The 25676-nt window shown below is 39.8% G+C and carries 17 protein-coding genes, 3 rRNA genes and 3 riboswitches; of the genes, 17 read left to right on the top strand and 3 right to left on the bottom strand.

The genetic code is table 11. The features are described 5' to 3' along the window. Nucleotides 1–538: 538 nt before the first annotated feature. Together V1503_RS08260 and V1503_RS08255 are read right to left on the bottom strand one after the other, a co-directional pair. A complete protein-coding gene (locus tag V1503_RS08260; RefSeq protein WP_320259712.1) occupies nucleotides 539–1429 on the bottom strand; it encodes a manganese catalase family protein in 891 nt (296 codons plus the stop codon). A gap of 14 nt (nucleotides 1430–1443) precedes the next feature. Beyond that, nucleotides 1444–1662: a YuzF family protein gene (locus V1503_RS08255; RefSeq protein ID WP_320211409.1), complete on the bottom strand. Its 219-nt coding sequence runs from the start codon at nucleotides 1660–1662 to the stop codon at nucleotides 1444–1446. Nucleotides 1663–1949: 287 nt separating this feature from the next. On the opposite strand from V1503_RS08255, the gene V1503_RS08250 reads away from it, so the two are divergent. From V1503_RS08250 to rrf, 8 genes are all read left to right on the top strand, one after another. Continuing rightward, complete coding sequence (locus V1503_RS08250) at nucleotides 1950–2915, top strand: AAA family ATPase (protein WP_214484471.1); 966 nt, start codon at nucleotides 1950–1952, stop codon at nucleotides 2913–2915. Nucleotides 2916–2917: 2 nt separating this feature from the next. Beyond that, nucleotides 2918–4135, top strand: coding sequence for a DUF58 domain-containing protein (locus tag V1503_RS08245; RefSeq protein ID WP_410626210.1), 1218 nt, complete (start codon nucleotides 2918–2920; stop codon nucleotides 4133–4135). Beyond that, a complete protein-coding gene (locus tag V1503_RS08240) occupies nucleotides 4132–6282 on the top strand; it encodes a transglutaminase TgpA family protein (RefSeq protein ID WP_410626208.1) in 2151 nt (716 codons plus the stop codon). The genes V1503_RS08245 and V1503_RS08240 overlap by 4 nt, the downstream gene beginning before the upstream one ends. Nucleotides 6283–6382: 100 nt before the next feature. Beyond that, nucleotides 6383–6484: riboswitch (purine riboswitch) on the top strand. Between the two features lie 415 nt (nucleotides 6485–6899). Continuing rightward, the gene (gene guaA, locus V1503_RS08235) at nucleotides 6900–8438 is read left to right on the top strand and encodes a glutamine-hydrolyzing GMP synthase (RefSeq protein WP_410626206.1); all 1539 of its coding nucleotides are present in this window, start codon (nucleotides 6900–6902) and stop codon (nucleotides 8436–8438) included. A 137-nt stretch (nucleotides 8439–8575) separates the two neighbouring features. Beyond that, nucleotides 8576–8677: riboswitch (purine riboswitch) on the top strand. Between the two features lie 199 nt (nucleotides 8678–8876). Next, nucleotides 8877–10199 carry an NCS2 family permease gene (locus V1503_RS08230; RefSeq protein WP_214484475.1) on the top strand — a complete coding sequence of 441 codons (1323 nt, stop codon included), beginning with the start codon at nucleotides 8877–8879 and terminating at the stop codon, nucleotides 10197–10199. 533 nt (nucleotides 10200–10732) lie between these two features. Then, nucleotides 10733–12283 (top strand): 16S ribosomal RNA (locus V1503_RS08225). Nucleotides 12284–12638: 355 nt separating this feature from the next. Next, nucleotides 12639–15569: ribosomal RNA gene (locus tag V1503_RS08220) — 23S ribosomal RNA — on the top strand. Between the two features lie 83 nt (nucleotides 15570–15652). After that, nucleotides 15653–15768, top strand: a 5S ribosomal RNA gene (rrf, locus tag V1503_RS08215). The 16S, 23S and 5S rRNA genes sit together here, the layout of an rRNA operon. Nucleotides 15769–16402: 634 nt before the next feature. Here the strand turns inward: rrf and V1503_RS08210 are convergent. Continuing rightward, nucleotides 16403–16852, bottom strand: a complete 450-nt coding sequence (locus V1503_RS08210) for an Hsp20/alpha crystallin family protein (protein ID WP_320259395.1) — start codon at nucleotides 16850–16852, stop codon at nucleotides 16403–16405. Between the two features lie 94 nt (nucleotides 16853–16946). On the opposite strand from V1503_RS08210, the gene V1503_RS08205 reads away from it, so the two are divergent. The 9 genes from V1503_RS08205 to purF all read left to right on the top strand — a co-directional run bounded on the left by V1503_RS08205 (nucleotide 16947) and on the right by purF (nucleotide 25658). Continuing rightward, the gene (locus V1503_RS08205; RefSeq protein WP_214484594.1) at nucleotides 16947–17150 is read left to right on the top strand and encodes an NETI motif-containing protein; all 204 of its coding nucleotides are present in this window, start codon (nucleotides 16947–16949) and stop codon (nucleotides 17148–17150) included. 83 nt (nucleotides 17151–17233) lie between these two features. Continuing rightward, nucleotides 17234–17335, top strand: a riboswitch (purine riboswitch). Nucleotides 17336–17467: 132 nt separating this feature from the next. Beyond that, complete coding sequence (gene purE, locus V1503_RS08200; protein ID WP_410626203.1) at nucleotides 17468–17956, top strand: 5-(carboxyamino)imidazole ribonucleotide mutase; 489 nt, start codon at nucleotides 17468–17470, stop codon at nucleotides 17954–17956. Then, nucleotides 17952–19088 carry a 5-(carboxyamino)imidazole ribonucleotide synthase gene (gene purK, locus V1503_RS08195; RefSeq protein WP_410629412.1) on the top strand — a complete coding sequence of 379 codons (1137 nt, stop codon included), beginning with the start codon at nucleotides 17952–17954 and terminating at the stop codon, nucleotides 19086–19088. Before purE ends, purK begins: the two co-directional genes overlap by 5 nt. Further along, nucleotides 19085–20377, top strand: coding sequence for an adenylosuccinate lyase (purB, locus tag V1503_RS08190; RefSeq protein WP_320208805.1), 1293 nt, complete (start codon nucleotides 19085–19087; stop codon nucleotides 20375–20377). Before purK ends, purB begins: the two co-directional genes overlap by 4 nt. 25 nt (nucleotides 20378–20402) lie before the next feature. Continuing rightward, complete coding sequence (purC, locus tag V1503_RS08185) at nucleotides 20403–21122, top strand: phosphoribosylaminoimidazolesuccinocarboxamide synthase (RefSeq protein WP_214484591.1); 720 nt, start codon at nucleotides 20403–20405, stop codon at nucleotides 21120–21122. Next, entirely contained in the window at nucleotides 21115–21369 is a 255-nt protein-coding gene (gene purS, locus V1503_RS08180) for a phosphoribosylformylglycinamidine synthase subunit PurS (RefSeq protein WP_214484590.1), read from the top strand. The genes purC and purS overlap by 8 nt, the downstream gene beginning before the upstream one ends. Then, entirely contained in the window at nucleotides 21366–22052 is a 687-nt protein-coding gene (gene purQ / locus V1503_RS08175) for a phosphoribosylformylglycinamidine synthase subunit PurQ (protein ID WP_410626200.1), read from the top strand. The genes purS and purQ overlap by 4 nt, the downstream gene beginning before the upstream one ends. Further along, nucleotides 22036–24255 carry a phosphoribosylformylglycinamidine synthase subunit PurL gene (gene purL / locus V1503_RS08170; protein WP_320259398.1) on the top strand — a complete coding sequence of 740 codons (2220 nt, stop codon included), beginning with the start codon at nucleotides 22036–22038 and terminating at the stop codon, nucleotides 24253–24255. Before purQ ends, purL begins: the two co-directional genes overlap by 17 nt. Then, nucleotides 24240–25658 (top strand): amidophosphoribosyltransferase, encoded by a 1419-nt coding sequence (gene purF / locus V1503_RS08165; protein WP_410626198.1) that lies wholly within the window; start codon nucleotides 24240–24242, stop codon nucleotides 25656–25658. The genes purL and purF overlap by 16 nt, the downstream gene beginning before the upstream one ends. Nucleotides 25659–25676 lie beyond the last annotated feature (18 nt).

The raw sequence follows: 25676 nt of genomic DNA, 5'->3' as shown, positions 1-25676 counted from the left end.
AAAGCTGCAACAAGTGACATAACCGTTAATGAAATAGTATTTTTGAATGCTGTAAATGTCTGCAGACCGCATAAAAGGTTATTAAAAAAATATTTTTTCATAATATAAAATACAGTGAGGTATTTAATCGTTTATTAGCTCCCTAACGACACCAAATGGGTAGGGAGTACATAAATTACATTAGTATATATTTAGTCACCTTGTAACATTTAGTACCGCCCTTTATAGGGTGGGCTTTTTTATTAGTATTTAACTATACCTAGTACATAAAAGACAAGATAAAAGTGTTATGGGAAGACTAATCTGGACAAATAATTGAGGAAAAAATATCATTATATCGATGAAGGTGAATATAGTCTTCTTGCTATACTGTCTCCTTTGTTTGTACAAGATTCATGGAAGTGGTCAAACAACAGTGTGTGCCAATCTTAGAATACTTAGGAGTTTTTTTCTTGTTAAAAAAGGCTGAGAGAAAATCATTTTCATTGCTTTTCTCTAAGCCTTGCAAAATCCCCAACTTCTAAATCTCTATAATATGTTACAAATTCTCCATCAACTTCTTAGCAATTCGTTCATAATCATCTCTATCGATTCCTGGCGCAAATTCTTCTGGCATATCATCTAAGTCTGGTATTGGTGCACCTTCAGGTGTACCCTCTATGACTGCTAATTGCTCGCCATTTTCAGGGTTAGTACCTTTCCAAATTTTATTAATATCTTTATAGTCTGTATCACTCCATGTGTATAAGATGTTATTCAATCCCTGTTCTTCATATTTTCTAGCATAATCAAATTTTGAATTGTCTAGATCAGGCACTGGGAGCATTTTCTTGACATCAACTCCTGTTGCAATTTCTAATGCTTTTGCATATGCGAGTGCATGTGTGCCTCCTCGTACTAATAGATAGCCAATCATTTCCCGCGCTGTTGGATGATCCGTCATTTCATATACACGCATTTTATGTGTACGGGCACCTAGTTCTAAGAAGAAATTGTGCAAAAGATCAAGTACGAGGTTTCCGCTATTAAACACGTAATCTCCTGTCCAGGCCTTGCCCATTGAGTCACCTGGTAAGGCTGTTTGCGCTGTAGCAATATATTGGTACGTATTTCGTTTATTTAAGCCGTTTTGAAGGGGTGTTATGTTTGGGTCTCCTGGAAAAGTGATGCCTCTTGACAATAAATTTATTGTGTTGTTCACCAGTTCAACATGCCCAAACTCTTCAGCAGTAATGCTAGCGACAAGATCATAAAAGGGTTTAAACTTAGATTTATTACGAAAGCCGAAGGACTGATACATATAGTTATTCAGCGTTGACATTTCACCGAAGCGACCTCCAAGTAATTCTTGGACTGCAGCAGCAGCGTTGGCATCTCCGTGCTCAGGTATAGTTAGAGCAATTTGCAAACGGTTAAGTCGTTTAAACATGGTAATGCCTCCTTTTAACCTTGAGTGGGCGATATCCAAACAATGTGCTGGGTTCTCACGAAAAATGGTGACTTACTAACTTCAATGACAATATGATCGGGCATAACTGTTTGTAAAATACCTCTTAATGAACCTTGTGTTGTTTGAACTACGACATTTGTTCCGCGGATAGAAGATAAGGCTTGATAAACATATGGATCAAACAAATATAGTGGAGTATTTTGAGGGTTCATTTCCTCAGCTCCTTTTATCAAAATGTATCTAAGATATATATGTTAAGAAAGACAGAAACATTCATTTTATTACGAAAATAACACGGTCGTTAATTACATTATTTAACAAGGAAACTAATTACCAAATGGATATTTCTAGCTAGTAAATAACAACTTCCTTTATAATGGAATTATTGTCATTGTCTTGAACTTAGATAGCTATTTTTATAGAATATGTTAATAGTAGGATTTCATCATCTATTGTCGAATCATAGATATCAAACATTTTATTTTACAGGGGGATAAATATGGAAGTTGCTGCTACGTTTCATCCAGTACTGAATAAAGTTATTGAAAATATTGAAAAAGTAATGATAGGAAAACGGGACATTACCATCTTAAGCTTAACTGCTCTGTTAGCTGAGGGACATGTGTTGCTAGAGGATGTACCTGGTGTGGGTAAAACGATGATGGTACGTTCTCTTGCAAAATCAGTTAATGCAGATTTTAAACGTATTCAATTTACCCCAGATTTATTACCTTCTGATGTAACTGGGGTTTCTATTTATAATCCAAAGGAAATGAAATTTGAATTTCGACCAGGTCCTATTATGGGAGATATTGTTTTAGCAGATGAGATTAATCGAACATCACCAAAAACACAATCAGCCTTATTAGAAGCAATGGAGGAAGGTAGTGTAACCATTGATGGGGTTTCGTGGACATTATCAAAGCCATTTTTCGTTATGGCAACACAAAACCCAATTGAATATGAAGGAACTTATCCACTACCTGAAGCACAACTTGATCGTTTTTTACTAAAAATGAAAATGGGATATCCAACTGTGCAAGAAGAGATCGAAGTGTTGACAAGAGCGGAGAAAAGTAAACCGATAGATGAGTTAACGTCTGTGATAAATTTAGGAGAGCTTAGCCAACTACAAGATGAAGCGAAGGAAGTTTACGTAGATGATCAATTGAAACAGTATATTGTTGACCTTGTTTTAGGGACACGTAATCATACATCTACGTACTTAGGAGTTAGTCCAAGGGGTTCGCTTGCGCTTATGAAAGCTTGTCAGGCATTTGCTCTTATCCATGATAGAGACTACGTCATACCTGATGATGTACAATATTTAGCACAGTTTGTTCTTTCTCACCGCATTATTTTAAAATCGGAAGCAAAGTTCGAAGGTTTAAGTACAGAGGATATCATTGAACAAGTAATTAAAAGAACACGTATACCTATTCAACGTCAAAGATCGCTGAGGTAATTATGAAAAAGGTAAATAATTTTGTACTGTTTTTCGGAAAGTTCTTTTTGGTACTTCTATTATTAGCAGGTATATTTGTATATGCGATGTTTCAGGGTGGTTTCGTTAGTTGGTTTTTATTTTTTAGTTTTTTACCGTTTGTATGTTATTCTCTCATCTTAGCAATATACCCTATCAGATTCTTTGAGGTGGAACGTACTATTAATCAAAGTCAGTTTATCGCAGGAGAAAAACTAACGGGAACAATTACGATAAGACGTAAATATCCACTTCCGCTATTATATATTTTAATAGAAGAGACCTTACCAGCATCATTACTCAATGCTATACAATCAAAAAGATCAAAGATTATTGTTTTTTCATGGTTTAAGAGAAGTTATTCGTATGAATATATTATTGAGTCTATTCCAAGAGGAGAATTTAAACTGTCTAACATAAGAGTTAAAACAGGTGATTTTCTTGGGTTAATTGAAAAAGAGCGAAACTATACTGCTGAACACTCAATATTAGTTTATCCGAAGTGTATTGATATGATCTATTCTCAAGGCGAAAACCAATTTGAACAAGGTATGACGTCTTCACGTTTGAAGGTTCATCGTGAAACAGCTGTTACAACAGGTGTAAGAGAATATAGAAATGGTGATCGCTTTTCATGGATTGATTGGAAATCGACAGCAAGAAAAAATACGATTATGACAAAGGAATTTGAGCAACAGCAAAGTAACGATATTGTCGTTTTTTTCGATCAGTCACGTTCTGTAGCATTTGAACATTCGGTTACATTTGCAGCTTCGGTGACTAATGCAATATTACAAAGAGGATCGCAAATCGGATTTATCTCTATAGGAAAAGAAAACGTAGAGATTCCCTTAGGAAGTGGGGGAATTCAAAAGCAACAAATTCAGCATCATTTAGCAAGAGTCAAGGCCGAAGAGGAAGTGGCATTTACTGCGCAGTTAGAAAGTGAAATAGCAAAATACCATCGATCAGTGTCAATTATGCTTATTTCTACACACCTTAACGAAGAAATGATGCAATTTATGAAACGAATGGCTTTAAGTAACGCTAGCATCATCTTTAATCTTGTTAAAGATAATGATGCTAAACCATCAACAGAGGAGCTTCAATTAATTGAAAGCATTGAAAAGAATCGTATCCTTCCAAAGATTATATATGGTGAACGTTTCACAGATGTGTTTAATGAGGTGGGTAGACCATGATACGTCAAGATGAACTTTTTAACATGAGGAACATCGTTTTATACGCCTTTAGCCTTTTTCTGTTATGGGAGTGGCTCAGACCATTGACTCTCATTACCGATACTGGAAGTATATCATTATTCCTTGTCTTTTTAGTTATATGTCTTCTATTACTATATTTTCGTATTCGTTTTTGGCTATCACTACTTATAACTGGATTAATCATGTTTTATATGCTCCATACGACCTACCAAGATGGGAGCTTCTTTCAAATTGAGTTGATAAATCTCATATATCAAGAGATATCATATAATATATCCATGGCTTTGGACGGTAATTGGACAGAAATGACAGGTTATTTTCGAAGTCTGCTATTTTTCATTTTGCTGTGGATGATGTGCTACTTGATGCATTATTGGATTGTGCACCAAAAACGTATATTTACCTTTTTTGTTTTAACAATTATATATACAACCGTGATTGATACGTTTACACCATATGAAGCAGAACATGCCATTGTACGTATATTGGTTATTGGTTTAATTATGATAAGCTTTTTATATTATGAGCGCACGGTTGATACGGAGTTGTTAAATAACAACAGAAGAGATTTTTTCTTCAAATGGTTGTTACCAACATTTGCTATTGTTGCTGTATCTGCTTTTGTCGGTTTTCTCGTTCCGAAAGCTGAACCTCAATGGCCTGACCCTGTACCCTATTTGAAATCGTATGTACTAGGTAATGATGGAACTGGTAGTGGTGTGAAAAAGGTTGGGTTTTCATCAGATAGTTCACAGTTAGGCGGCCCTTTTATTCCTGATGACGAGGTTGTTTTTACGGTAGAAGCAAGTGAGAAGCATTACTGGAGAATAGAAACTGAGGATGTCTATACCGGAAAGGGCTGGGTTTCATCTGAAAGCTCTGGACGACGGTCATTTGATAGATTAATTGAGGTGTATGGTGATTGGTGGTCTTTCGAGAGTGTAGAACAAACTCCTGTAGAAGCACAAATAAATATGATGAAACAACAACCATTTATCGTATATCCGCTAGGACTGACATCAATCGAGGGCGTACCTCTTGAGTTCAACCAAACGACTGAAAGATTATATGTTGAGCGAGACTCAGAGATTACCAGTTTAACATCTTATAGGACACTCTATAATTTACCTGAGTATTCTGTTGAAGCCTTACAAAATGCGAAACCATATGATGAATCAAATCGTTTTATCTATAAGTACCTACAACTACCAGACACTTTGCCAACAAGAGTACGTGATTTAGCTAAAGAAATTACTGAAGGTAAGGAAACCCAATATGATAAAGTGAAGGCTGTTGAATCGTACTTTGACAGTGTGAATTTTCAATACGAAACAGAGGATGTAGCGCTTCCTGGAGAAGAAGAAGATTATGTTGATCAATTTTTGTTTGAGACGATGAAGGGGTATTGTGATAACTTTTCTACATCGATGGTTGTGCTATTACGATCATTGGATATTCCTGCACGATGGGTAAAGGGTTTTACGAATGGAGAAAAGATTAAACATGACGTTTATGAAGTGACGAACAACAATGCCCATTCTTGGGTTGAGGTGTATTTCGAAGAGATTGGATGGGTTACATTTGAGCCTACAAAAGGTTTTACTAATCCATATGATTTTAGACGAGATATTAATAGAGATGCTGCTGAGGTTCATGTACCTGAAGTTCAAAGTCAACAGCCAGAGCTATTACAAGAAGAGGAAGTAGAAGAAGAGGAAGTAAATAAATATGAAGTGGAAAGTAGCTCTAATATATCAATACCATGGAAGCCTATAGTTATTGTCCTTATTACTGCGACCCTCATGTTCTTCATATTAAGAAAAACTAGATTAAAATGGTATCCGAGTGTTATGATTTTGTTATATAAAAACCGAAGGGATGAAGTTGTTTACTTTAAGGCATATGCAGCACTGCTAAAGCAGTTAGCGGTATATGGGCTTGGGCGCAAAGAGGGACAAACATTAAGAGCCTATGCAAGGTATATCGACTCTTATTTTGGTCATCAACAAATGACAGAGCTAACGAAAAGCTATGAAAGAGCATTATATCGCAAAGATAATGCAAAAGACGAATGGGAAAAGTCGGTAGAATTATGGGAAAATTTAATTAAAAAGACAGCATCTTGACCAAGTAGTAGTAGGTTGATAGAATAGTGTAAATTATAAGATGGAGAATTTTTATTGCTACAACTTTGTTGTTTGGCAGTGAAAAAATCCAGCCAATTAAATACAGCGTATTTTTTTCCTTCATATATCCTTGATAATAAGGTTCGAGAGTCTCTACCGGGTTACCGATAATAACCTGACTATGAAGGCAGTTAATTCTATTTGTACAAAAAAACTAGAATTTCTGCCTTTATATAATAAAGGGTGGATTCTAGTTTTTTTTAGGCTCTTTTCGTAAACTTTGTCACTTATATTTGAGTTACTGATGTGTATTAAAAGATTGTTATAATCTATTGAGAAGAAAATAATCGTTTTTAGCTCTTATTACGAAATGCAACAATAAATGCGAAGATAGCCTTTTTTATGAAGTAAAGATATCATCACCTTAAATAATCATTGTGCTCATTGATCGCATATGATAATTATTTATATGGTGAAGGCTGAATTTTGGAAGATTTATCATAGCTACTGTGTAACGATCTGTATATTTGTCAATATCATAAGGTATATTTTACCTTGATTTTGAAAAACGATAAAGACAACATACTTGATTGAAAAATTCTATTGAGGTGATAAGCTTGCAACATTATGAAGAAATAGTTGTAGTACTTGATTTTGGCAGTCAATATAACCAATTAATTACGCGACGAATTCGTGAATTGGGTGTTTACAGTGAATTACACCCGCATACAATTACAGCTGAAGAAATAAGAAAAATGAACCCAAAAGGGATAATCTTCTCTGGTGGGCCAAACAGCGTATATGATGAAAATGCTTATCATTGTGATGAGGAAATCTTTGAATTAGGCATTCCAGTATTAGGGATTTGTTATGGAATGCAGTTAATGACAAAACATTTCGGTGGAAAAGTTGAAGGAGCAACCCATAGTGAATATGGTAAGGCAACGATTTCTATTCAAAATGATTCAACCCTATTTCAAAATTTGCCGAAAGAGCAAGTAGCTTGGATGAGTCATGGCGACTTAGTTACTCAAACACCTGAAGGGTTTTCAATTGATGTAACTAGTCCGTCGTGTCCTATTGCAGGGATGAGCAATGAGTCTCGTCATTTATATGCAGTACAGTTTCATCCAGAAGTAAGGCATTCTGAATATGGTAATGATGTTTTGAAAAATTTTGTTTTTGAAGTTTGTCATTGTAAAGAGCTATGGTCAATGGAGAACTTCATTGAAATGGAAATTGAGAAAATTCGCAAAACGGTTGGAGATAAAAAAGTATTATGTGCATTAAGCGGTGGAGTGGATTCCTCTGTAGTAGCAGTGTTAATCCATAAAGCAATCGGTGACCAATTAACATGTATTTTTGTCGACCATGGTCTGTTACGCAAAGATGAAGCAGAAGGCGTGATGAAAACATTTAGTGAAGGGTTCCATATGAACGTCATTAAAGTAGATGCGAAACAACGTTTTATGGAGAAGTTACAAGGCGTATCCGACCCAGAGCAGAAAAGAAAAATTATAGGAAACGAATTTATTTACGTCTTTGACGATGAAGCTGCAAAGCTGGAAGGTATTGACTATTTAGCACAAGGGACTTTATATACTGACATTATTGAAAGTGGTACAGCAACGGCTCAAACGATTAAATCTCATCATAATGTAGGTGGACTACCTGAAGATATGCAGTTTGAACTTATTGAACCGTTAAATACACTTTTTAAGGATGAGGTACGAGCACTTGGAACAGAGTTAGGTTTAAAAGATGAAGTTGTATGGCGTCAACCGTTCCCTGGGCCAGGGTTAGGTATTCGAGTTCTTGGAGAAATTTCGGAAGATAAATTAGAAATAGTGAGAGAATCCGACGCTATTTTACGTGATGAAATTAAAAAAGCAGGCTTGGATAGAGATGTTTGGCAATATTTCACTGTACTACCTAATATCAGGAGTGTTGGAGTGATGGGAGATGCACGAACGTATGATTATACGATCGGCATACGGGCTGTAACATCGATTGACGGTATGACTTCTGACTGGGCGCGCATACCTTGGGAGGTTCTTGAAGTGATATCAACAAGAATCGTGAATGAAGTGAATCATGTAAACAGGGTGGTATATGATATTACTAGTAAGCCACCTGCAACAATTGAGTGGGAGTAAATATTTACACTGAATACTTGTTTAGTAAGGTACTTAAAGAGAATTAGTATTAATCACGAACAAACATGAACATTATTTATATAATGTTCGTGTTTTTTATTGACATGCTCAATTGTGATTGTTAGAATAAACGAGGACCGAATTTTGTAAAAATACGTCGTATATTTTTAGTGATATGGGCTAAAAGTTTCTACCTAGCTACCGTAAATGGCTTGACTACGAGGTATAAATTGATGAAATTGTATGGACATAGTAACTTCAAACAATCCAATAATTGAACTTATATTTTGATTTATGCTTATATGTTGTTGGAGTTTGCTATTTGTCTATATTTCCTTTTCTCTCTTTATTCCTATATGTCAACGCCCCCTAGTAGTTAGGGGGCGTATTTTATTACAAATATATGGCGATATCATTCATAAGGGAGAGGTATATATAATGAAAAAATATTTTCAGTTTCAGGAATTAGGTACGAACTATAGAACTGAATTTATTGCTGGGTTAACTACATTTTTATCTATGGCGTACATTTTAGCTGTTAATCCTTTCACGTTGTCATTGGGAGCTATTCCTGATTATCCAGACGAATTACGCATGGATGCAGGTGCTGTATTTACTGCTACTGCTATAGCAGCTGCGATAGGATCATTACTAATGGGGCTTCTTGCAAGATATCCGATTGCATTAGCACCAGGTATGGGATTAAATGCTTTCTTTGCTTTTTCAGTGATCCTTACTTATGAGATACCTTGGCAAACAGCGTTGTCTGGAGTTTTTGTATCAGGGTTAATTTTCATTGTATTAACATTAACGGGTGTGCGTGAAACGATTATTAATGCAATTCCAGCCGAGTTAAAACATGCAGTTGGAGCAGGGATTGGTTTGTTTATCGCATTTATTGGCTTTCAGAATGCTGGAATCATTGTGAATAATGATGCTGTTTTAGTCGGTCTAGGTGACTTAACGAACGGTAAAACATTACTAGCGATTTTTGGTGTTGTTATTACTGTTATGTTCATGGTAAGAAAGATTAATGGTGGCATCTTTTATGGTATGGCTTTGACTGCAATTGCTGGTATGATCTTTGGCTTAATAGATACTCCGGATAAAATTGTTGGGGCAGTACCAAGCTTAGAGCCTACATTCGGAGAAGCAATATTTAATTTAACGAACATAGCTACTGAACAAATGCTATTAGTTATTTTAACTTTCCTTTTTGTAGATTTCTTTGATACTGCTGGAACATTAGTCGCGGTTGCGAATCAAGCGGGACTAATGAAAGAAAACAAGTTGCCTCGTGCAGGTAAAGCTTTATTTGCTGATTCTGCCTCAACAGTAGTAGGGTCAGTTCTTGGAACGTCAACGACAACTTCTTATATTGAATCATCAGCAGGGGTAGCAGCAGGAGGAAGAACAGGATTCGCATCTATCGTTACTGGAGGATTTTTCTTACTTGCGTTATTCTTTTCTCCACTATTAAATGTTGTAACAGCTGAGGTAACTGCGCCTGCATTAATTATTGTTGGTATTTTAATGGTTTCTTCTTTAGGAAAAATTGCTTGGGATCAATTTGAAATTGCTGTACCAGCATTTTTAACACTTGTAGCTATGCCATTAACATACAGTATTGCAACGGGTATCGCAGTTGGATTTATTTTTTACCCAATTACGATGATCATAAAAGGTAGAGCGAAGGAAATACATCCAATTATGTACGGATTATTTATCGTATTTGTACTTTATTTCGTATTTTTAGTTTAATAGTTTCATATTATAGATGTAGATTTTCTAATCAGCAAAGTGATGCATCATGAAATCCGCATCGTATTATATAAAAAGGCTGTTTTCACATTAATTGCTGATTTACGTATTAAGAAATAAACACGTACACAACTAGAAAATATTTATGTGAAAACGGTATTTGATAAGAAGTCCGACCTTCCGTTATATATTGTATATTAGGAATGCTTGCCTAATGGTGTTGCGATATAATACGGATACAAGGTCGGGCTTTTGTTGATCACTAAGGTGTAAGTAGAAATTAAATCTCATAGATTTTAAATTTCTCCGTAAAAAGTGTTGACTGTAAATCGTATAGATGATATATTATTATCTGTTGCTGTTAACAACAACATCGTGTTAAAAAACATTAAAAAAAGTTGTTGACATAAGCAAACAGAAATGTTATATTAGTTAAGTCGCCTCTGAGCGATAGTAACAAAAAAATGTTCTTTGAAAACTAAACAAAGCAAAAGCGTCAACGTTAATTTTTTGAACAAATGAGCAATCAAACTTTATTGGAGAGTTTGATCCTGGCTCAGGACGAACGCTGGCGGCGTGCCTAATACATGCAAGTCGAGCGAACCAAAGGGAGCTTGCTCCCGGAGGTTAGCGGCGGACGGGTGAGTAACACGTGGGCAACCTACCTGTAAGATTGGGATAACTTCGGGAAACCGGAGCTAATACCGAATAACAATAAGAACCACATGGTTCTTATTTGAAAGATGGCTTCGGCTATCACTTACGGATGGGCCCGCGGCGCATTAGCTAGTTGGTGAGGTAACGGCTCACCAAGGCGACGATGCGTAGCCGACCTGAGAGGGTGATCGGCCACACTGGGACTGAGACACGGCCCAGACTCCTACGGGAGGCAGCAGTAGGGAATCTTCCGCAATGGACGAAAGTCTGACGGAGCAACGCCGCGTGAGTGAAGAAGGTTTTCGGATCGTAAAACTCTGTTGTTAGGGAAGAACAAGTATCGTTCGAATAGGGCGGTACCTTGACGGTACCTAACCAGAAAGCCACGGCTAACTACGTGCCAGCAGCCGCGGTAATACGTAGGTGGCAAGCGTTGTCCGGAATTATTGGGCGTAAAGCGCGCGCAGGCGGTTCCTTAAGTCTGATGTGAAAGCCCACGGCTCAACCGTGGAGGGTCATTGGAAACTGGGGAACTTGAGTGCAGAAGAGGAGAGTGGAATTCCACGTGTAGCGGTGAAATGCGTAGAGATGTGGAGGAACACCAGTGGCGAAGGCGACTCTCTGGTCTGTAACTGACGCTGAGGTGCGAAAGCGTGGGGAGCGAACAGGATTAGATACCCTGGTAGTCCACGCCGTAAACGATGAGTGCTAAGTGTTAGAGGGTTTCCGCCCTTTAGTGCTGCAGCTAACGCATTAAGCACTCCGCCTGGGGAGTACGACCGCAAGGTTGAAACTCAAAGGAATTGACGGGGGCCCGCACAAGCGGTGGAGCATGTGGTTTAATTCGAAGCAACGCGAAGAACCTTACCAGGTCTTGACATCCTCTGCCAACCCTAGAGATAGGGCGTTCCCCTTCGGGGGACAGAGTGACAGGTGGTGCATGGTTGTCGTCAGCTCGTGTCGTGAGATGTTGGGTTAAGTCCCGCAACGAGCGCAACCCTTGATCTTAGTTGCCAGCATTAAGTTGGGCACTCTAAGGTGACTGCCGGTGACAAACCGGAGGAAGGTGGGGATGACGTCAAATCATCATGCCCCTTATGACCTGGGCTACACACGTGCTACAATGGATGGTACAAAGGGCAGCAAAACCGCGAGGTTAAGCGAATCCCATAAAACCATTCTCAGTTCGGATTGCAGGCTGCAACTCGCCTGCATGAAGCCGGAATCGCTAGTAATCGCGGATCAGCATGCCGCGGTGAATACGTTCCCGGGCCTTGTACACACCGCCCGTCACACCACGAGAGTTTGTAACACCCGAAGTCGGTGGGGTAACCGTAAGGAGCCAGCCGCCTAAGGTGGGACAGATGATTGGGGTGAAGTCGTAACAAGGTAGCCGTATCGGAAGGTGCGGCTGGATCACCTCCTTTCTAAGGAAATATGTGAAGCTAGACTTCATATAAAAAGACGCTTTTGTTTTTGTTTAGTTTTGAGAGAACATTCTCTCAAAATGAAGAAGGTAAACAACAAGCTGACGAAGAAATTCGATGGCTATTTTTTACCGATGTTCCTTGAAAACTAGATAATAACGACACATTCATTGAAGAAAGTGAAAATCTTTTTTCATTATTTGATGACGGTTTGACCGTTGGTCAAATAAAAAAAGCAAATTAGCAACGAGAAGGTCGAGGAAGCAAAGTTCTGGAGCAGCGGAGTGTATCTTGCATACATGAGCAGTGGAAGAACGAAGCTGACGATGAGATTCGAAGTTGATCATTTGTTTAAGGTTAAGTTAGAAAGGGCGCACGGTGAATGCCTTGGCACTAGGAGCCGATGAAGGACGGGACTAACACCGAAATGCTTCGGGGAGCTGTAAGTAAGCATCGATCCGGAGATATCCGAATGGGGAAACCCACTGTTCGTAATGGAGCAGTATCAATATCTGAATACATAGGGTATTGAAGGCAGACCCGGGGAACTGAAACATCTAAGTACCCGGAGGAAGAGAAAGCAAAAGCGATTTCCTGAGTAGCGGCGAGCGAAACGGAATAAGCCCAAACCAAGAGGCTTGCCTCTTGGGGTTGTAGGACACTCTATACGGAGTTACAAAGGAACGGAGTAGACGAAGCGATCTGGAAAGGTCCGTCGAAGAAGGTAACAACCCTGTAGTTGAAACTTCGTTCCCTCCAGAGTGGATCCTGAGTACGGCGGGACACGTGAAATCCCGTCGGAAGCTGGGAGGACCATCTCCCAAGGCTAAATACTCCCTAGTGACCGATAGTGAACCAGTACCGTGAGGGAAAGGTGAAAAGCACCCCGGAAGGGGAGTGAAAGAGATCCTGAAACCGTGTGCCTACAAGTAGTCAGAGCCCGTTAATGGGTGATGGCGTGCCTTTTGTAGAATGAACCGGCGAGTTACGATCCCGTGCAAGGTTAAGTTGAAGAGACGGAGCCGCAGCGAAAGCGAGTCTGAATAGGGCGAAATAGTACGTGGTCGTAGACCCGAAACCAAGTGATCTACCCATGTCCAGGGTGAAGTTCAGGTAACACTGAATGGAGGCCCGAACCCACGCACGTTGAAAAGTGCGGGGATGAGGTGTGGGTAGGGGTGAAATGCCAATCGAACTTGGAGATAGCTGGTTCTCTCCGAAATAGCTTTAGGGCTAGCCTCAAGTGAAGAGTCTTGGAGGTAGAGCACTGATTGGACTAGGGGCCCCCAACGGGTTACCGAATTCAGTCAAACTCCGAATGCCAAAGACTTATACTTGGGAGTCAGACTGCGAGTGATAAGATCCGTAGTCGAAAGGGAAACAGCCCAGACCACCAGCTAAGGTCCCAAAGTATACGTTAAGTGGAAAAGGATGTGGAGTTGCATAGACAACCAGGATGTTGGCTTAGAAGCAGCCACCATTTAAAGAGTGCGTAATAGCTCACTGGTCGAGTGACTCTGCGCCGAAAATGTACCGGGGCTAAACGTATCACCGAAGCTGTGGACTGTCCTTACGGACAGTGGTAGGAGAGCGTTCTAAGTGCAGCGAAGCTAGACCGAGAGGACTGGTGGAGCGCTTAGAAGTGAGAATGCCGGTATGAGTAGCGAAAGAGGGGTGAGAATCCCCTCCACCGAATGCCTAAGGTTTCCTGAGGAAGGCTCGTCCGCTCAGGGTAAGTCGGGACCTAAGCCGAGGCCGAAAGGCGTAGGCGATGGACAACAGGTTGAGATTCCTGTACCACCTCCTCACCATTTGAGCAATGGGGGGACGCAGAAGGATAGGGTAAGCGCACTGTTGGATATGTGCGTCCAAGCAGTTAGGCTGACAAGTAGGTAAATCCGCTTGTCATAAAGGCTGAGCTGTGATGGCGAGGGAAATATAGTACCGAAGTTCCTGATTCCACACTGCCAAGAAAAGCCTCTAGCGAGGTGAGAGGTGCCCGTACCGCAAACCGACACAGGTAGGCGAGGAGAGAATCCTAAGGTGAGCGAGAGAACTCTCGTTAAGGAACTCGGCAAAATGACCCCGTAACTTCGGGAGAAGGGGTGCTTTTTAGGGTGAATAGCCCTGAGAAGCCGCAGTGAAAAGGCCCAGGCGACTGTTTAGCAAAAACACAGGTCTCTGCGAAGCCGCAAGGCGAAGTATAGGGGCTGACACCTGCCCGGTGCTGGAAGGTTAAGAGGAGGGGTTATCCGTAAGGAGAAGCTCTGAATCGAAGCCCCAGTAAACGGCGGCCGTAACTATAACGGTCCTAAGGTAGCGAAATTCCTTGTCGGGTAAGTTCCGACCCGCACGAAAGGTGTAACGATCTGGGCACTGTCTCAACGAGAGACTCGGTGAAATTATAGTACCTGTGAAGATGCAGGTTACCCGCGACAGGACGGAAAGACCCCGTGGAGCTTTACTGTAGCCTGATATTGAATTTTGGTACAGCTTGTACAGGATAGGTAGGAGCCGTAGAAACCGGAGCGCTAGCTTCGGTGGAGGCGTCGGTGGGATACTACCCTGGCTGTATTGAAATTCTAACCTACGGAGCTAATCGCTTCGGGAGACAGTGTCAGGTGGGCAGTTTGACTGGGGCGGTCGCCTCCTAAAAAGTAACGGAGGCGCCCAAAGGTTCCCTCAGAATGGTTGGAAATCATTCGAAGAGTGCAAAGGCATAAGGGAGCTTGACTGCGAGACCTACAAGTCGAGCAGGGACGAAAGTCGGGCTTAGTGATCCGGTGGTTCCGCATGGAAGGGCCATCGCTCAACGGATAAAAGCTACCCCGGGGATAACAGGCTTATCTCCCCCAAGAGTCCACATCGACGGGGAGGTTTGGCACCTCGATGTCGGCTCATCGCATCCTGGGGCTGTAGTCGGTCCCAAGGGTTGGGCTGTTCGCCCATTAAAGCGGTACGCGAGCTGGGTTCAGAACGTCGTGAGACAGTTCGGTCCCTATCCGTCGTGGGCGTAGGAAATTTGAGAGGAGCTGTCCTTAGTACGAGAGGACCGGGATGGACACACCGCTGGTGTACCAGTTGTCCTGCCAAGGGCATAGCTGGGTAGCTATGTGTGGAAGGGATAAGTGCTGAAAGCATCTAAGCATGAAGCCCCCCTCAAGATGAGATTTCCCATAGCGTAAGCTAGTAAGATCCCTCGAAGATGACGAGGTTGATAGGTCTGAGGTGGAAGCGTGGTGACACGTGGAGCTGACAGATACTAATAGATCGAGGACTTAACCAAGTTAGAAATGCAGAGCAAGCTTTGTTCAATGAATGTCTATTATCTAGTTTTGAAGGAATATTAACTTATTCCTATATATTATGTCTGGTGGCGATGGCGAAGAGGTCACACCCGTTCCCATACCGAACACGGAAGTTAAGCTCTTCAGCGCCGATGGTAGTTGGGGGTTTCCCCCTGTGAGAGTAGGACGTTGCCAGGCAATAAAAAACACAGAGTACTTATACTCTGTGTTTTTTTATGTCTATGTAAACAGCCAAAAGATCTAATAGTCCTTTAGCCCTTTAGCCGTTTTGTTTTTTATCGCTACGCTTTTTTGTGCTTCCATGTTCTTTTATTAATCAGCCCAGGTTTTCCTAGCACCTATCGCCTTGAGTCGTGTTACTATTTCACCCGAAGGTAAAAAACGCTTTCATGTGAAATAGCTCCAACGCTTGTCGAGGCAAAGCAGTCGGCTCCACATTTCTTTCTTGTCCAGCTCCAGCACCAATCCCCTCGAGTCACTTCGCCTACGAAGGCAAAAAGCGCCTTCATAGAAAATGCCTCCAGTGCTTGTCGGGGATGGACAAGGCGCTTGCGCTTTTCTTTCTTGTCTAGTTCTGTCTCCTAACCTCTCGAGTCGTTTCACCTTTGCATCAGAAGACAAAAAGCGTCTTCAGTTGCAAAGGTTCCAACGCTTTTCGAGGTTAAACAGTCGACTCCACTTTTCTTTCTTGTCCAGCTCCAGCACCAATCCCCTCGAGTCACTTCGCCATTTTCTACGAAGGCAAAAAGCGCCTTCATAGAAAATGCCTCCAGTGCTTGTCGGGGATAAACAAGGTGCTTGCGCTTTTAATTTAATCTTCTATTTTATGGACTTTTATTTTTTTCTTTGCATCTTTTGAGATTAACTTGTGTAAATGAATAATTAGAAGTCCATTATGATAGCTTGCGTCAATTCGATCATCTCTCACTGGAAACGGTAATTCAACATTTTTTTCTACATTTCCTTCTTGGATACCCTGTTCTTGTAGATCAAAGCCTTTAAATGTTAAGTTAATGCTGCCTTTTACTTCTAATGTTTGATTATTTTTATTTACATAGAGATCAACATCGCTTTCTTTATCAAGCCCAGGCATACTGACCACGACTAATAACTCATTATGAGATTGATAAATATTTACTGGTGCTTGAGATTGAAAGCCATTAAAAAGTGAATCAAACCCACTTAAAAAGTCCTTTCCGAAAAAATGCCCCCATTGATCTTTGAGGTTGTTAAGGTTTTTAAATTGATCAAAATCTAACATGTAAGACTGGCCTCCTTTACTGCTGTAATATTATATGTTATGGTTCGTTAAACGTGCCTAATAAATAGGAACTAGCATAGAAAGGAAATGTATGATGAATAGTAAAAAGCCGAAGAAAAAAAAGTTTGTTGTTGCTGAAAATGAGACAATAAGTGATTGTTTGGATCGCATGAAAAAGGAAGGATATTCACCAACTAGACGAACGGAAGAACCGGTCTTTAAGGAAGTCGAAAAAGGCGGGGAAGTATCAGTTGTCCCCAGTGGGAGTACAATTGTCTTCGAAGGAAAGTTAATTTAGAAAACACGAACAATATAAAATAAATAAACTTAAATCGTTCGATTTTTCTGTTGACAATCTTTATCGTCCATTGTTAAGATGTCACTAGAGAAAATTATTTGCCTCATATAATAATGGGAATAAGGCCCAAAAGTTTCTACCCAATAACCGTAAATTATTGGACTATGAGGAAAAGTATTAAGCTGTAAATTAACAGCTTGGCCTGTAAAGTGGACACAAGGTGTCTTAGCCCAGGTAGAGTGCTTTTCCTTATTAGGGAGCGTTCTATGCTGGGCTTTTATTATAGGATCAAAGTGAATAATAAGGAGAGGAAAACAATGAAGCCGCTCGTTGGAGTAATCATGGGAAGTACTTCTGATTGGGAAACGATGAAACATGCTTGTGACATACTTGAAGAATTATCAATTCCATTCGAAAAGAAAGTTGTTTCAGCACACCGAACTCCAGATCTAATGTTTGACTATGCAGAATCAGCTAGATTGCGAGGCATTAAGGTTATTATTGCAGGTGCTGGGGGTGCTGCTCACTTACCTGGAATGGTTTCTTCAAAAACTACACTACCAGTTATTGGAGTGCCAGTACAATCTAAAGCTCTTAACGGCTTGGATTCGTTGCTTTCAATCGTTCAAATGCCTGGGGGAGTACCAGTAGCAACTGTCGCAATTGGCAAAGCAGGTGCAACAAATGCTGGGCTGTTAGCAGGTGAAATATTAAGTACACATCTTCCTGAGGTCGCAGCCTCATTAGAACATAGACGTGAGACTATTCGAAATAATGTATTAGAAAGTAGTGATATGCTTGATTAAGGATTGCATATTACCAGGTGAGACGATCGGAATCATTGGTGGTGGACAACTTGGTAGGATGATGGCGATTGCTGCTAAGCAAATGGGATATAATATTGCTGTATTAGATCCTACGCCAAATTCACCTTGTGGTCAAGTCGCTGACATCGAAATCGTTGGTAATTTTGATGATATTGATGCTATTAAAAAGCTAGCACAACATAGTGATGTAGTGACGTATGAATTTGAAAATATAGATTATGATGCTTTAATATGGCTTGAACAGAATGTCCGTTTACCACAAGGTAGTCGTTTATTGGCGATAACACAAGACCGTTCGACAGAAAAAGCTACCATTGTGGATGCCGGAGTTGAGGTTGCTCCATATATATTAGTAGATTCTGAAGAGAAATTAATAGATGCATTAAAGCAAATGGAATTTCCTTGTGTGTTAAAGACATGTCGAGGTGGATACGATGGTAAAGGGCAAGCGGTGATTCGTAATAATGATGATATTAGCAAAGCATTACCACTCTTAGACCATGGTCCTTGTGTTTTAGAGGCTTGGATTTCTTTTGAGAAAGAAATATCAGTCATCGTTTCAAGAAGCCAGGCGGGGGAAGTAAAAGCATTCCCGGTTGCGGAAAATATTCATGTAGATAATATCTTACATCAATCGGTTGTACCTGCTAGAACTACTGATAAAATAGTTAATGAAGCGCATCAAATAGCAATAAATCTAGCAGAAAAATTGCAAATGGTCGGAACATTGGCAGTTGAAATGTTTGTTACAAAAGAAGGCAAAATATTTATTAATGAATTAGCGCCAAGGCCCCATAACTCAGGGCATTATACGATGGAAGCTTGTAAAACCTCACAATTTGAACAGCATATTAGGGCGATATGTAATTTGCCACTAGGAGAAACGGACCTTTTGACACCAGTTGTGATGATGAATATTCTAGGTGAGCATGTCGATGCTGTGATGGACAATATTACAAAATTCACAACGTGTAAGCTCCATCTATATGGGAAAAAAGAAGCGAAAGTAAAAAGAAAAATGGGTCATATTAACATTTTGGCGGATAATAATGAAGAAGCAATCAAGCAAGCAAATGAGCTAAATATTTGGTCGGAGGAGAATGATAAATGATTGAACGTTATACTCGCCCTGAAATGGGAGCAATTTGGACAGAGGAAAATCGCTTTAAAGCATGGTTAGAGGTCGAGATTTTAGCATGTGAAGCATGGGCAGAGCTAGGAGATATTCCAAAAGAGGATGTAAAGCTCATTCGACAAAATGCTTCGTTTGATATTAATCGGATTCATGAAATAGAGGAACAAACTAGACATGATGTTGTAGCCTTCACTCGTGCTGTTTCAGAAACATTAGGTGAAGAGCGTAAATGGGTGCATTATGGCTTAACATCTACTGATGTTGTTGACACAGCACTTTCTTATTTATTGAAACAAGCAAATGACCTTCTTCTAAAAGATATTGAAAACTTTGTTGCCATTTTAAAACAAAAAGCTCAGGAGCATAAATATACGGTTATGATGGGACGTACTCACGGTGTCCATGCTGAGCCAACAACATTTGGTTTAAAGCTTGCATTATGGTATGAGGAAATGAAACGTAATCTTGACCGTTTTAAAAGGGCTGCTGATGGTGTTAGAGTTGGAAAAATATCAGGAGCAGTAGGAACGTATGCTAATATCGATCCATTTGTAGAAAAGTATGTATGTGAAAAGTTAGGCTTAGAGGCAGCTCCTATTTCTACGCAAACATTGCAACGTGATCGCCATGCGGAATATATGGCAGCTCTTGCTTTAATCGCTACGTCAATCGAAAAATTCGCTGTGGAAATTCGTGGTCTTCAAAAAAGCGAAACACGCGAAGTGGAAGAATTCTTTGCCAAAGGGCAAAAGGGATCATCAGCAATGCCGCATAAACGTAATCCTATTGGATCAGAGAATATGACTGGTATGGCAAGGGTCATTCGAGGCTATATGATGACAGCATATGAGAATGTCCCATTATGGCATGAGAGAGATATATCTCATTCTTCAGCAGAAAGAATTATTTTACCAGATGCGACAATAGCTCTAAATTATATGCTTAACCGTTTCGGTAACATTGTTAAAAACCTTACTGTTTTTCCAGAGAATATGAAGAAAAATATGGATCGTACACTAGGTTTAATCTATTCCCAACGAGTTTTATTAGCACTTATTGATACAGGAATGACCCGAGAAGAAGCGTATGATATTGTTCAACCAAAAGCTATGGAAGCTTGGGAAACACAAGTACCTTTCCGTCAGCTGATTGAGTCAACTGATATGATTACTTCACGCTTAACTAATGAGCAAATCAATGAATGCTTTGATTATAACTACCATATAAAAAATGTAGATGCAATCTTTAATCGTTTAAATCTTTAAGGCTTAATAAAGGAGGGCGCATGCAATGGAAAAATTAGCAATGCTATATGAGGGAAAAGCAAAAAAGATATATCGTACAAATGATCCAAACGTTGTGTGGGTAGAGTACAAAGATAGTGCAACCGCTTATAACGGTGAAAAAAAAGCACAGATATTTGGTAAAGGGCGACTAAATAATGAAATTACAAGCTTGCTATTTGAAAAGTTGCATCGCTCAAATATTGAAAATCATTTTATTAAAAAGGTGTCAGAAACTGAACAGCTTGTAAAAAAAGTTACAATTATTCCTCTTGAAGTTGTTGTGCGTAATTTAGTTGCTGGGAGCCTTGCTAAACGCCTAGGAATTGAAGAAGGTACACCTATAAATCAACCTGTTGTTGAATTTTATTACAAAGATGATGATTTAGGTGACCCACTTATTACTGAAGACCATATTGCAATATTGCAAGTTGCAACAGATGAGCAAGTTTTACACTTGAAAAAAGTAGCATTAGAAATTAATAGAATATTAGCAGAACATTTTCATGGATGTGGTGTTCGTTTAGTAGATTTTAAACTTGAATTTGGAATCACTGAAGAAGGTGCGATCATTTTAGCAGATGAAGTTTCTCCAGATACGTGCCGTTTATGGGATATGGAAACGAATGAAAGATTTGATAAAGATGTCTTTCGTAGAGATTTAGGTCAGCTTACAGATGCTTATGAAGAAATACTAAAACGCTTAGGGGGCTCACAATATGTTTAAAGTGAAAGTGTTTGTTACGTTACGAGAGAGTGTATTGGATCCACAAGGAAGTGCGGTGAAAAACTCACTTCATAGCTTGTCATATAAAGAAGTTGAAGATGTCCGTATTGGTAAATATATGGAGTTACAAATCGACAAAACTGATCGAGATATTGATGAGATCGTTCAAGAAATGTGTGAGAAATTATTAGCAAATACTGTTATAGAAGACTACCGCTATGAAGTTGAGGAGGTCATCTCACAGTGAAATTTGCCGTAATTGTATTTCCAGGATCTAACTGTGATGTAGATATGTATCATGCGATCAAAGATAGTCTAGGTGCAGAGGTAGAATATGTATGGCATGATGCTGTTAATATAGCTCATTTTGATGGAATCCTACTTCCAGGTGGATTCTCTTATGGAGATTATCTCCGTAGTGGAGCAATTGCTCGCTTCTCAAAGGTCATGACAGAAATTAAAAAAGCAGCAGATATGGGGAAACCTATTTTAGGAGTTTGTAATGGCTTTCAAATTTTATTAGAGGCAAATCTACTACCTGGAGCAATGAGACATAATAACAGTTTGAAATTTATTTGCCGACCTGTGGAACTTACTGTTGAAAATAGCGAAACGATGTTTACATCTAGCTATGAGCAAGGTGAAGTAATTACCATTCCTATAGCTCACGGAGAGGGAAACTATTATTGTGATAAAGAAACATTGCACAGACTGAAAGAAAACAAGCAAATTGTATTTAAATATAACTCTGAAAACCCTAATGGTAGTTTAGAAGATATAGCGGGCATTATGAATGAGAAGGGGAATGTACTTGGTATGATGCCACACCCTGAGCGAGCTGTTGAAGATTTATTAGGCAGTGCTGATGGCTTAAAGCTGTTTCAATCGATAGTGAAAAATTGGAGGGAAACTCATGTCGTTACTTCTTGAACCAAGTCCACAACAGATAAAAGATGAAAAAATATACAGAGAAATGGGATTAAGTGATGAAGAGTTTGTTACAATAGAAGGCATTTTAAACCGTCTTCCTAACTATACTGAAACGGGTTTATTTTCCGTTATGTGGTCAGAGCATTGTAGTTATAAGAACTCTAAGCCAGTGCTTAGCAAATTTCCAACAAGCGGTGAAAAAGTGCTACAAGGTCCTGGTGAAGGTGCAGGTATTGTTGATATCGGTGACAATCAAGCTGTCGTTTTTAAAATCGAAAGTCATAATCACCCATCCGCTATTGAGCCGTACCAAGGGGCTGCAACAGGTGTAGGTGGAATTATACGAGATGTTTTTTCAATGGGGGCTCGTCCAATTGCTTTATTAAACTCTCTACGTTTTGGTGAATTAGTTACCCCACGTATGAAATATTTGTTTGAAGAAGTAGTTGCAGGAATCGCTGGTTACGGAAACTGTGTAGGCATACCAACAGTAGGTGGAGAAATCCAATTTGAACCATCTTATGACGGGAACCCGCTTGTTAACGCGATGTGTGTCGGCTTAATTGATCATGAGGATATTCAAAAAGGGCAAGCAAAAGGGATTGGAAATACCGTCATGTATGTTGGTGCCAAAACAGGGCGCGATGGGATCCACGGAGCGACATTTGCGTCAGAGGAGTTATCAGAACAATCGGAAGAAAAGCGTCCTGCCGTGCAAGTTGGTGACCCTTTCATGGAGAAGTTATTGCTAGAAGCATGCCTTGAACTTGTAAAATGTGATGCATTAGTAGGTATTCAGGATATGGGAGCTGCAGGCTTAACAAGCTCTTCAGCAGAGATGGCAAGTAAAGCTGGTTCAGGAATTGAAATGAATTTAGATTTAGTTCCTCAACGCGAAACAGGTATGACTGGTTATGAGATGATGCTTTCAGAGTCACAGGAACGGATGTTAATTGTTGTTGAAAAAGGTAGAGAGCAAGAGATACAGCAAATTGTAGAAAAATATGGCCTTGATGCTGTAGCAGTTGGAAAAGTAACCGATGATAAAATGCTCCGTCTTTATCACAAAGGTGATGTTATCGCTGATGTGCCAGTTGATGCTTTGGCTGAAGATGCGCCAGTTTATCATAAGCCTTCTACAGAACCTTCGTATTATCAACAATTTCAGGAGATGGCTGTAGAGGTTCCTAAAGTAAATGACTATAAAGAAACGTTATTGCAGTTACTGTCACAGCCGACAATTGCAAGTAAAGAATGGGTATATGACCAATATGATTATATGGTACGTACGAATACAGCCGTATCCCCAGGGTCAGATGCAGCGGTCGTACGAGTTCGTGGAACAAACAAAGCGTTAGCAATGACAACGGATTGTAATTCTCGCTACCTATATCTAGACCCAGAGGTTGGCGGTAAAATCGCGGTGAGTGAAGCTGCAAGAAACATCGTCTGTTCTGGTGCGGAACCACTTGCAATTACTGACTGCTTAAATTTCGGAAATCCAGAGAAGCCAGAGATTTTCTGGCAGATTGAAAAAGCAGTAGATGGTATGAGTGTAGCTTGTGAAACTTTAAAGACACCAGTCATTGGTGGAAATGTATCTTTATACAATGAGACAAACGGAACGGCGATTTATCCGACTCCAGTTGTAGGAATGGTGGGCTTAATCAAAGATTTAGACCACATAACGACACAGCAATTTAAAGCTGAAGGTGATCTAATTTATGTAATTGGTGATTCGAAAGAGGAATTTGGTGGAAGTGAATTACAAAAATTAATTGAAGGTCGTATTTTTGGTAAGGCACCTGAACTGAATTTAGACGTTGAACAAACTCGTCAAAAACAGTTGTTAACTGCTATTCAAAGTGGAGTAATACAATCAGCACATGACATTGCTGAAGGCGGATTTGCTGTTGCTATTGCTGAATGCTTATTTGGTACTGAAGGTTTAGGGTGTAACGTTAAGATAAGTGGAAGTGCTGTCACTTCATTATTTAGTGAAACACAATCTCGATTTATTGTGACAGTGAAAAAAGAAAATCAACAAGCGTTTGAACAGCTTGTTCAAGCCACTTTAATTGGTGAAGTAAGCGCAGAACCAATGTTAAAAATCGATAACGAGCAAGGTGAAGATTTGATCCATATTTCGGTAGAAGAAGCTGAAAATGCTTGGAAAGGAGCTATTCCATGCTTGCTGAAATAAAAGGCTTGAATGAAGAGTGTGGGTTATTCGGTATTTGGGGTCATAAGGATGCGTCACAAATTACGTATTACGGCTTACACAGTCTTCAACACCGAGGACAAGAAGGAGCTGGGATCGTAGTAAGTGATGGAAAAAAATTAAAAGGTGTCAGAGGTGAGGGCCTTGTAGCAGAAGTTTTCAGCGGTGGGAAATTAACTGAAATTCAAGGCTCTGCTGCAATAGGTCATGTTCGTTATGCCACAGCAGGTGGAAGTGGAATTGAAAATGTACAGCCTCTCTTATTCCATTCGCAAAAAGGGAGCTTGGCTATGGCTCATAACGGTAACCTTGTTAATGCAATTGCTCTTAAGCACCAATTAGAGAGCCAAGGTAGTATTTTTCAAACAACTTCAGATACTGAAGTATTAGCTCATCTTATTAAGAGAAGTGGCTTTTCTACCTTTAAGGAACGAGTGAAAAATGCCTTATCCATGTTAAAGGGTGCTTATGCCTTTTTAATTATGGATGAAACTCAAATGATGGTTGCGCTTGATCCGAATGGCTTACGACCGTTATCAATTGGGAGATTAGGAGATGCTTACGTTGTGGCTTCAGAAACATGTGCATTTGATGTAGTTGGAGCTACCTATGAACGTGATGTAGAGCCTGGGGAGCTAATCATTATTGATGAAACAGGCATTCATTCCGAAAGGTTTACAGTGACAATGAATCGTGCAATTTGTAGTATGGAATATATTTATTTTTCAAGGCCTGATAGTAATATAGATGGAATTAATATTCATACTGCGAGAAAAAGCCTTGGGAAAAAGCTAGCATATGAAGCACCTATTGATGCAGATGTTGTTACAGGGGTTCCGGATTCAAGTATTTCGGCTGCAATTGGCTACGCCGAAGCGTCTGGTATACCTTATGAGTTAGGTTTAATTAAAAATCGCTATGTTGGAAGAACGTTTATTCAGCCATCGCAAGCTTTACGCGAACAAGGTGTCAAAATGAAGCTCTCTCCTGTACGGGGTGTAGTGGAGGGCAAAAGAGTTGTAATGGTTGATGATTCCATCGTTCGTGGAACAACGAGCCGCCGTATCGTGACAATGTTAAGGGATGCGGGTGCAAAAGAGGTTCACGTTAGAATCAGTTCACCTCCAATTAAAAATCCTTGCTTTTATGGTATTGATACATCAACACATGAGGAGTTAATTGCATCCTCACATTCAGTTGAGGAAATACGGAAGATTATAGGGGCAGATTCAATTTCATTTTTAAGTGAAGAAGGGCTTGTATCAGCGATTGGAAGACCGTATGAAGGCGAATATAGAGGTCAGTGTATGGCATGTTTTACTGGGAAATATCCAACAGAAATTTACCCAGATACGGTTCTCCCTCACGAAAAAGTACTAACTTAACAATACCCAACATTTGAT

This window comes from Nanhaiella sioensis, from assembly GCF_046557775.1.
Lineage (GTDB): Bacteria > Bacillota > Bacilli > Bacillales > SM2101 > Nanhaiella > Nanhaiella sioensis.
Note: the sequence above shows the minus strand (reverse complement) of the source record. Positions and strands in the feature narration are given on the sequence as shown.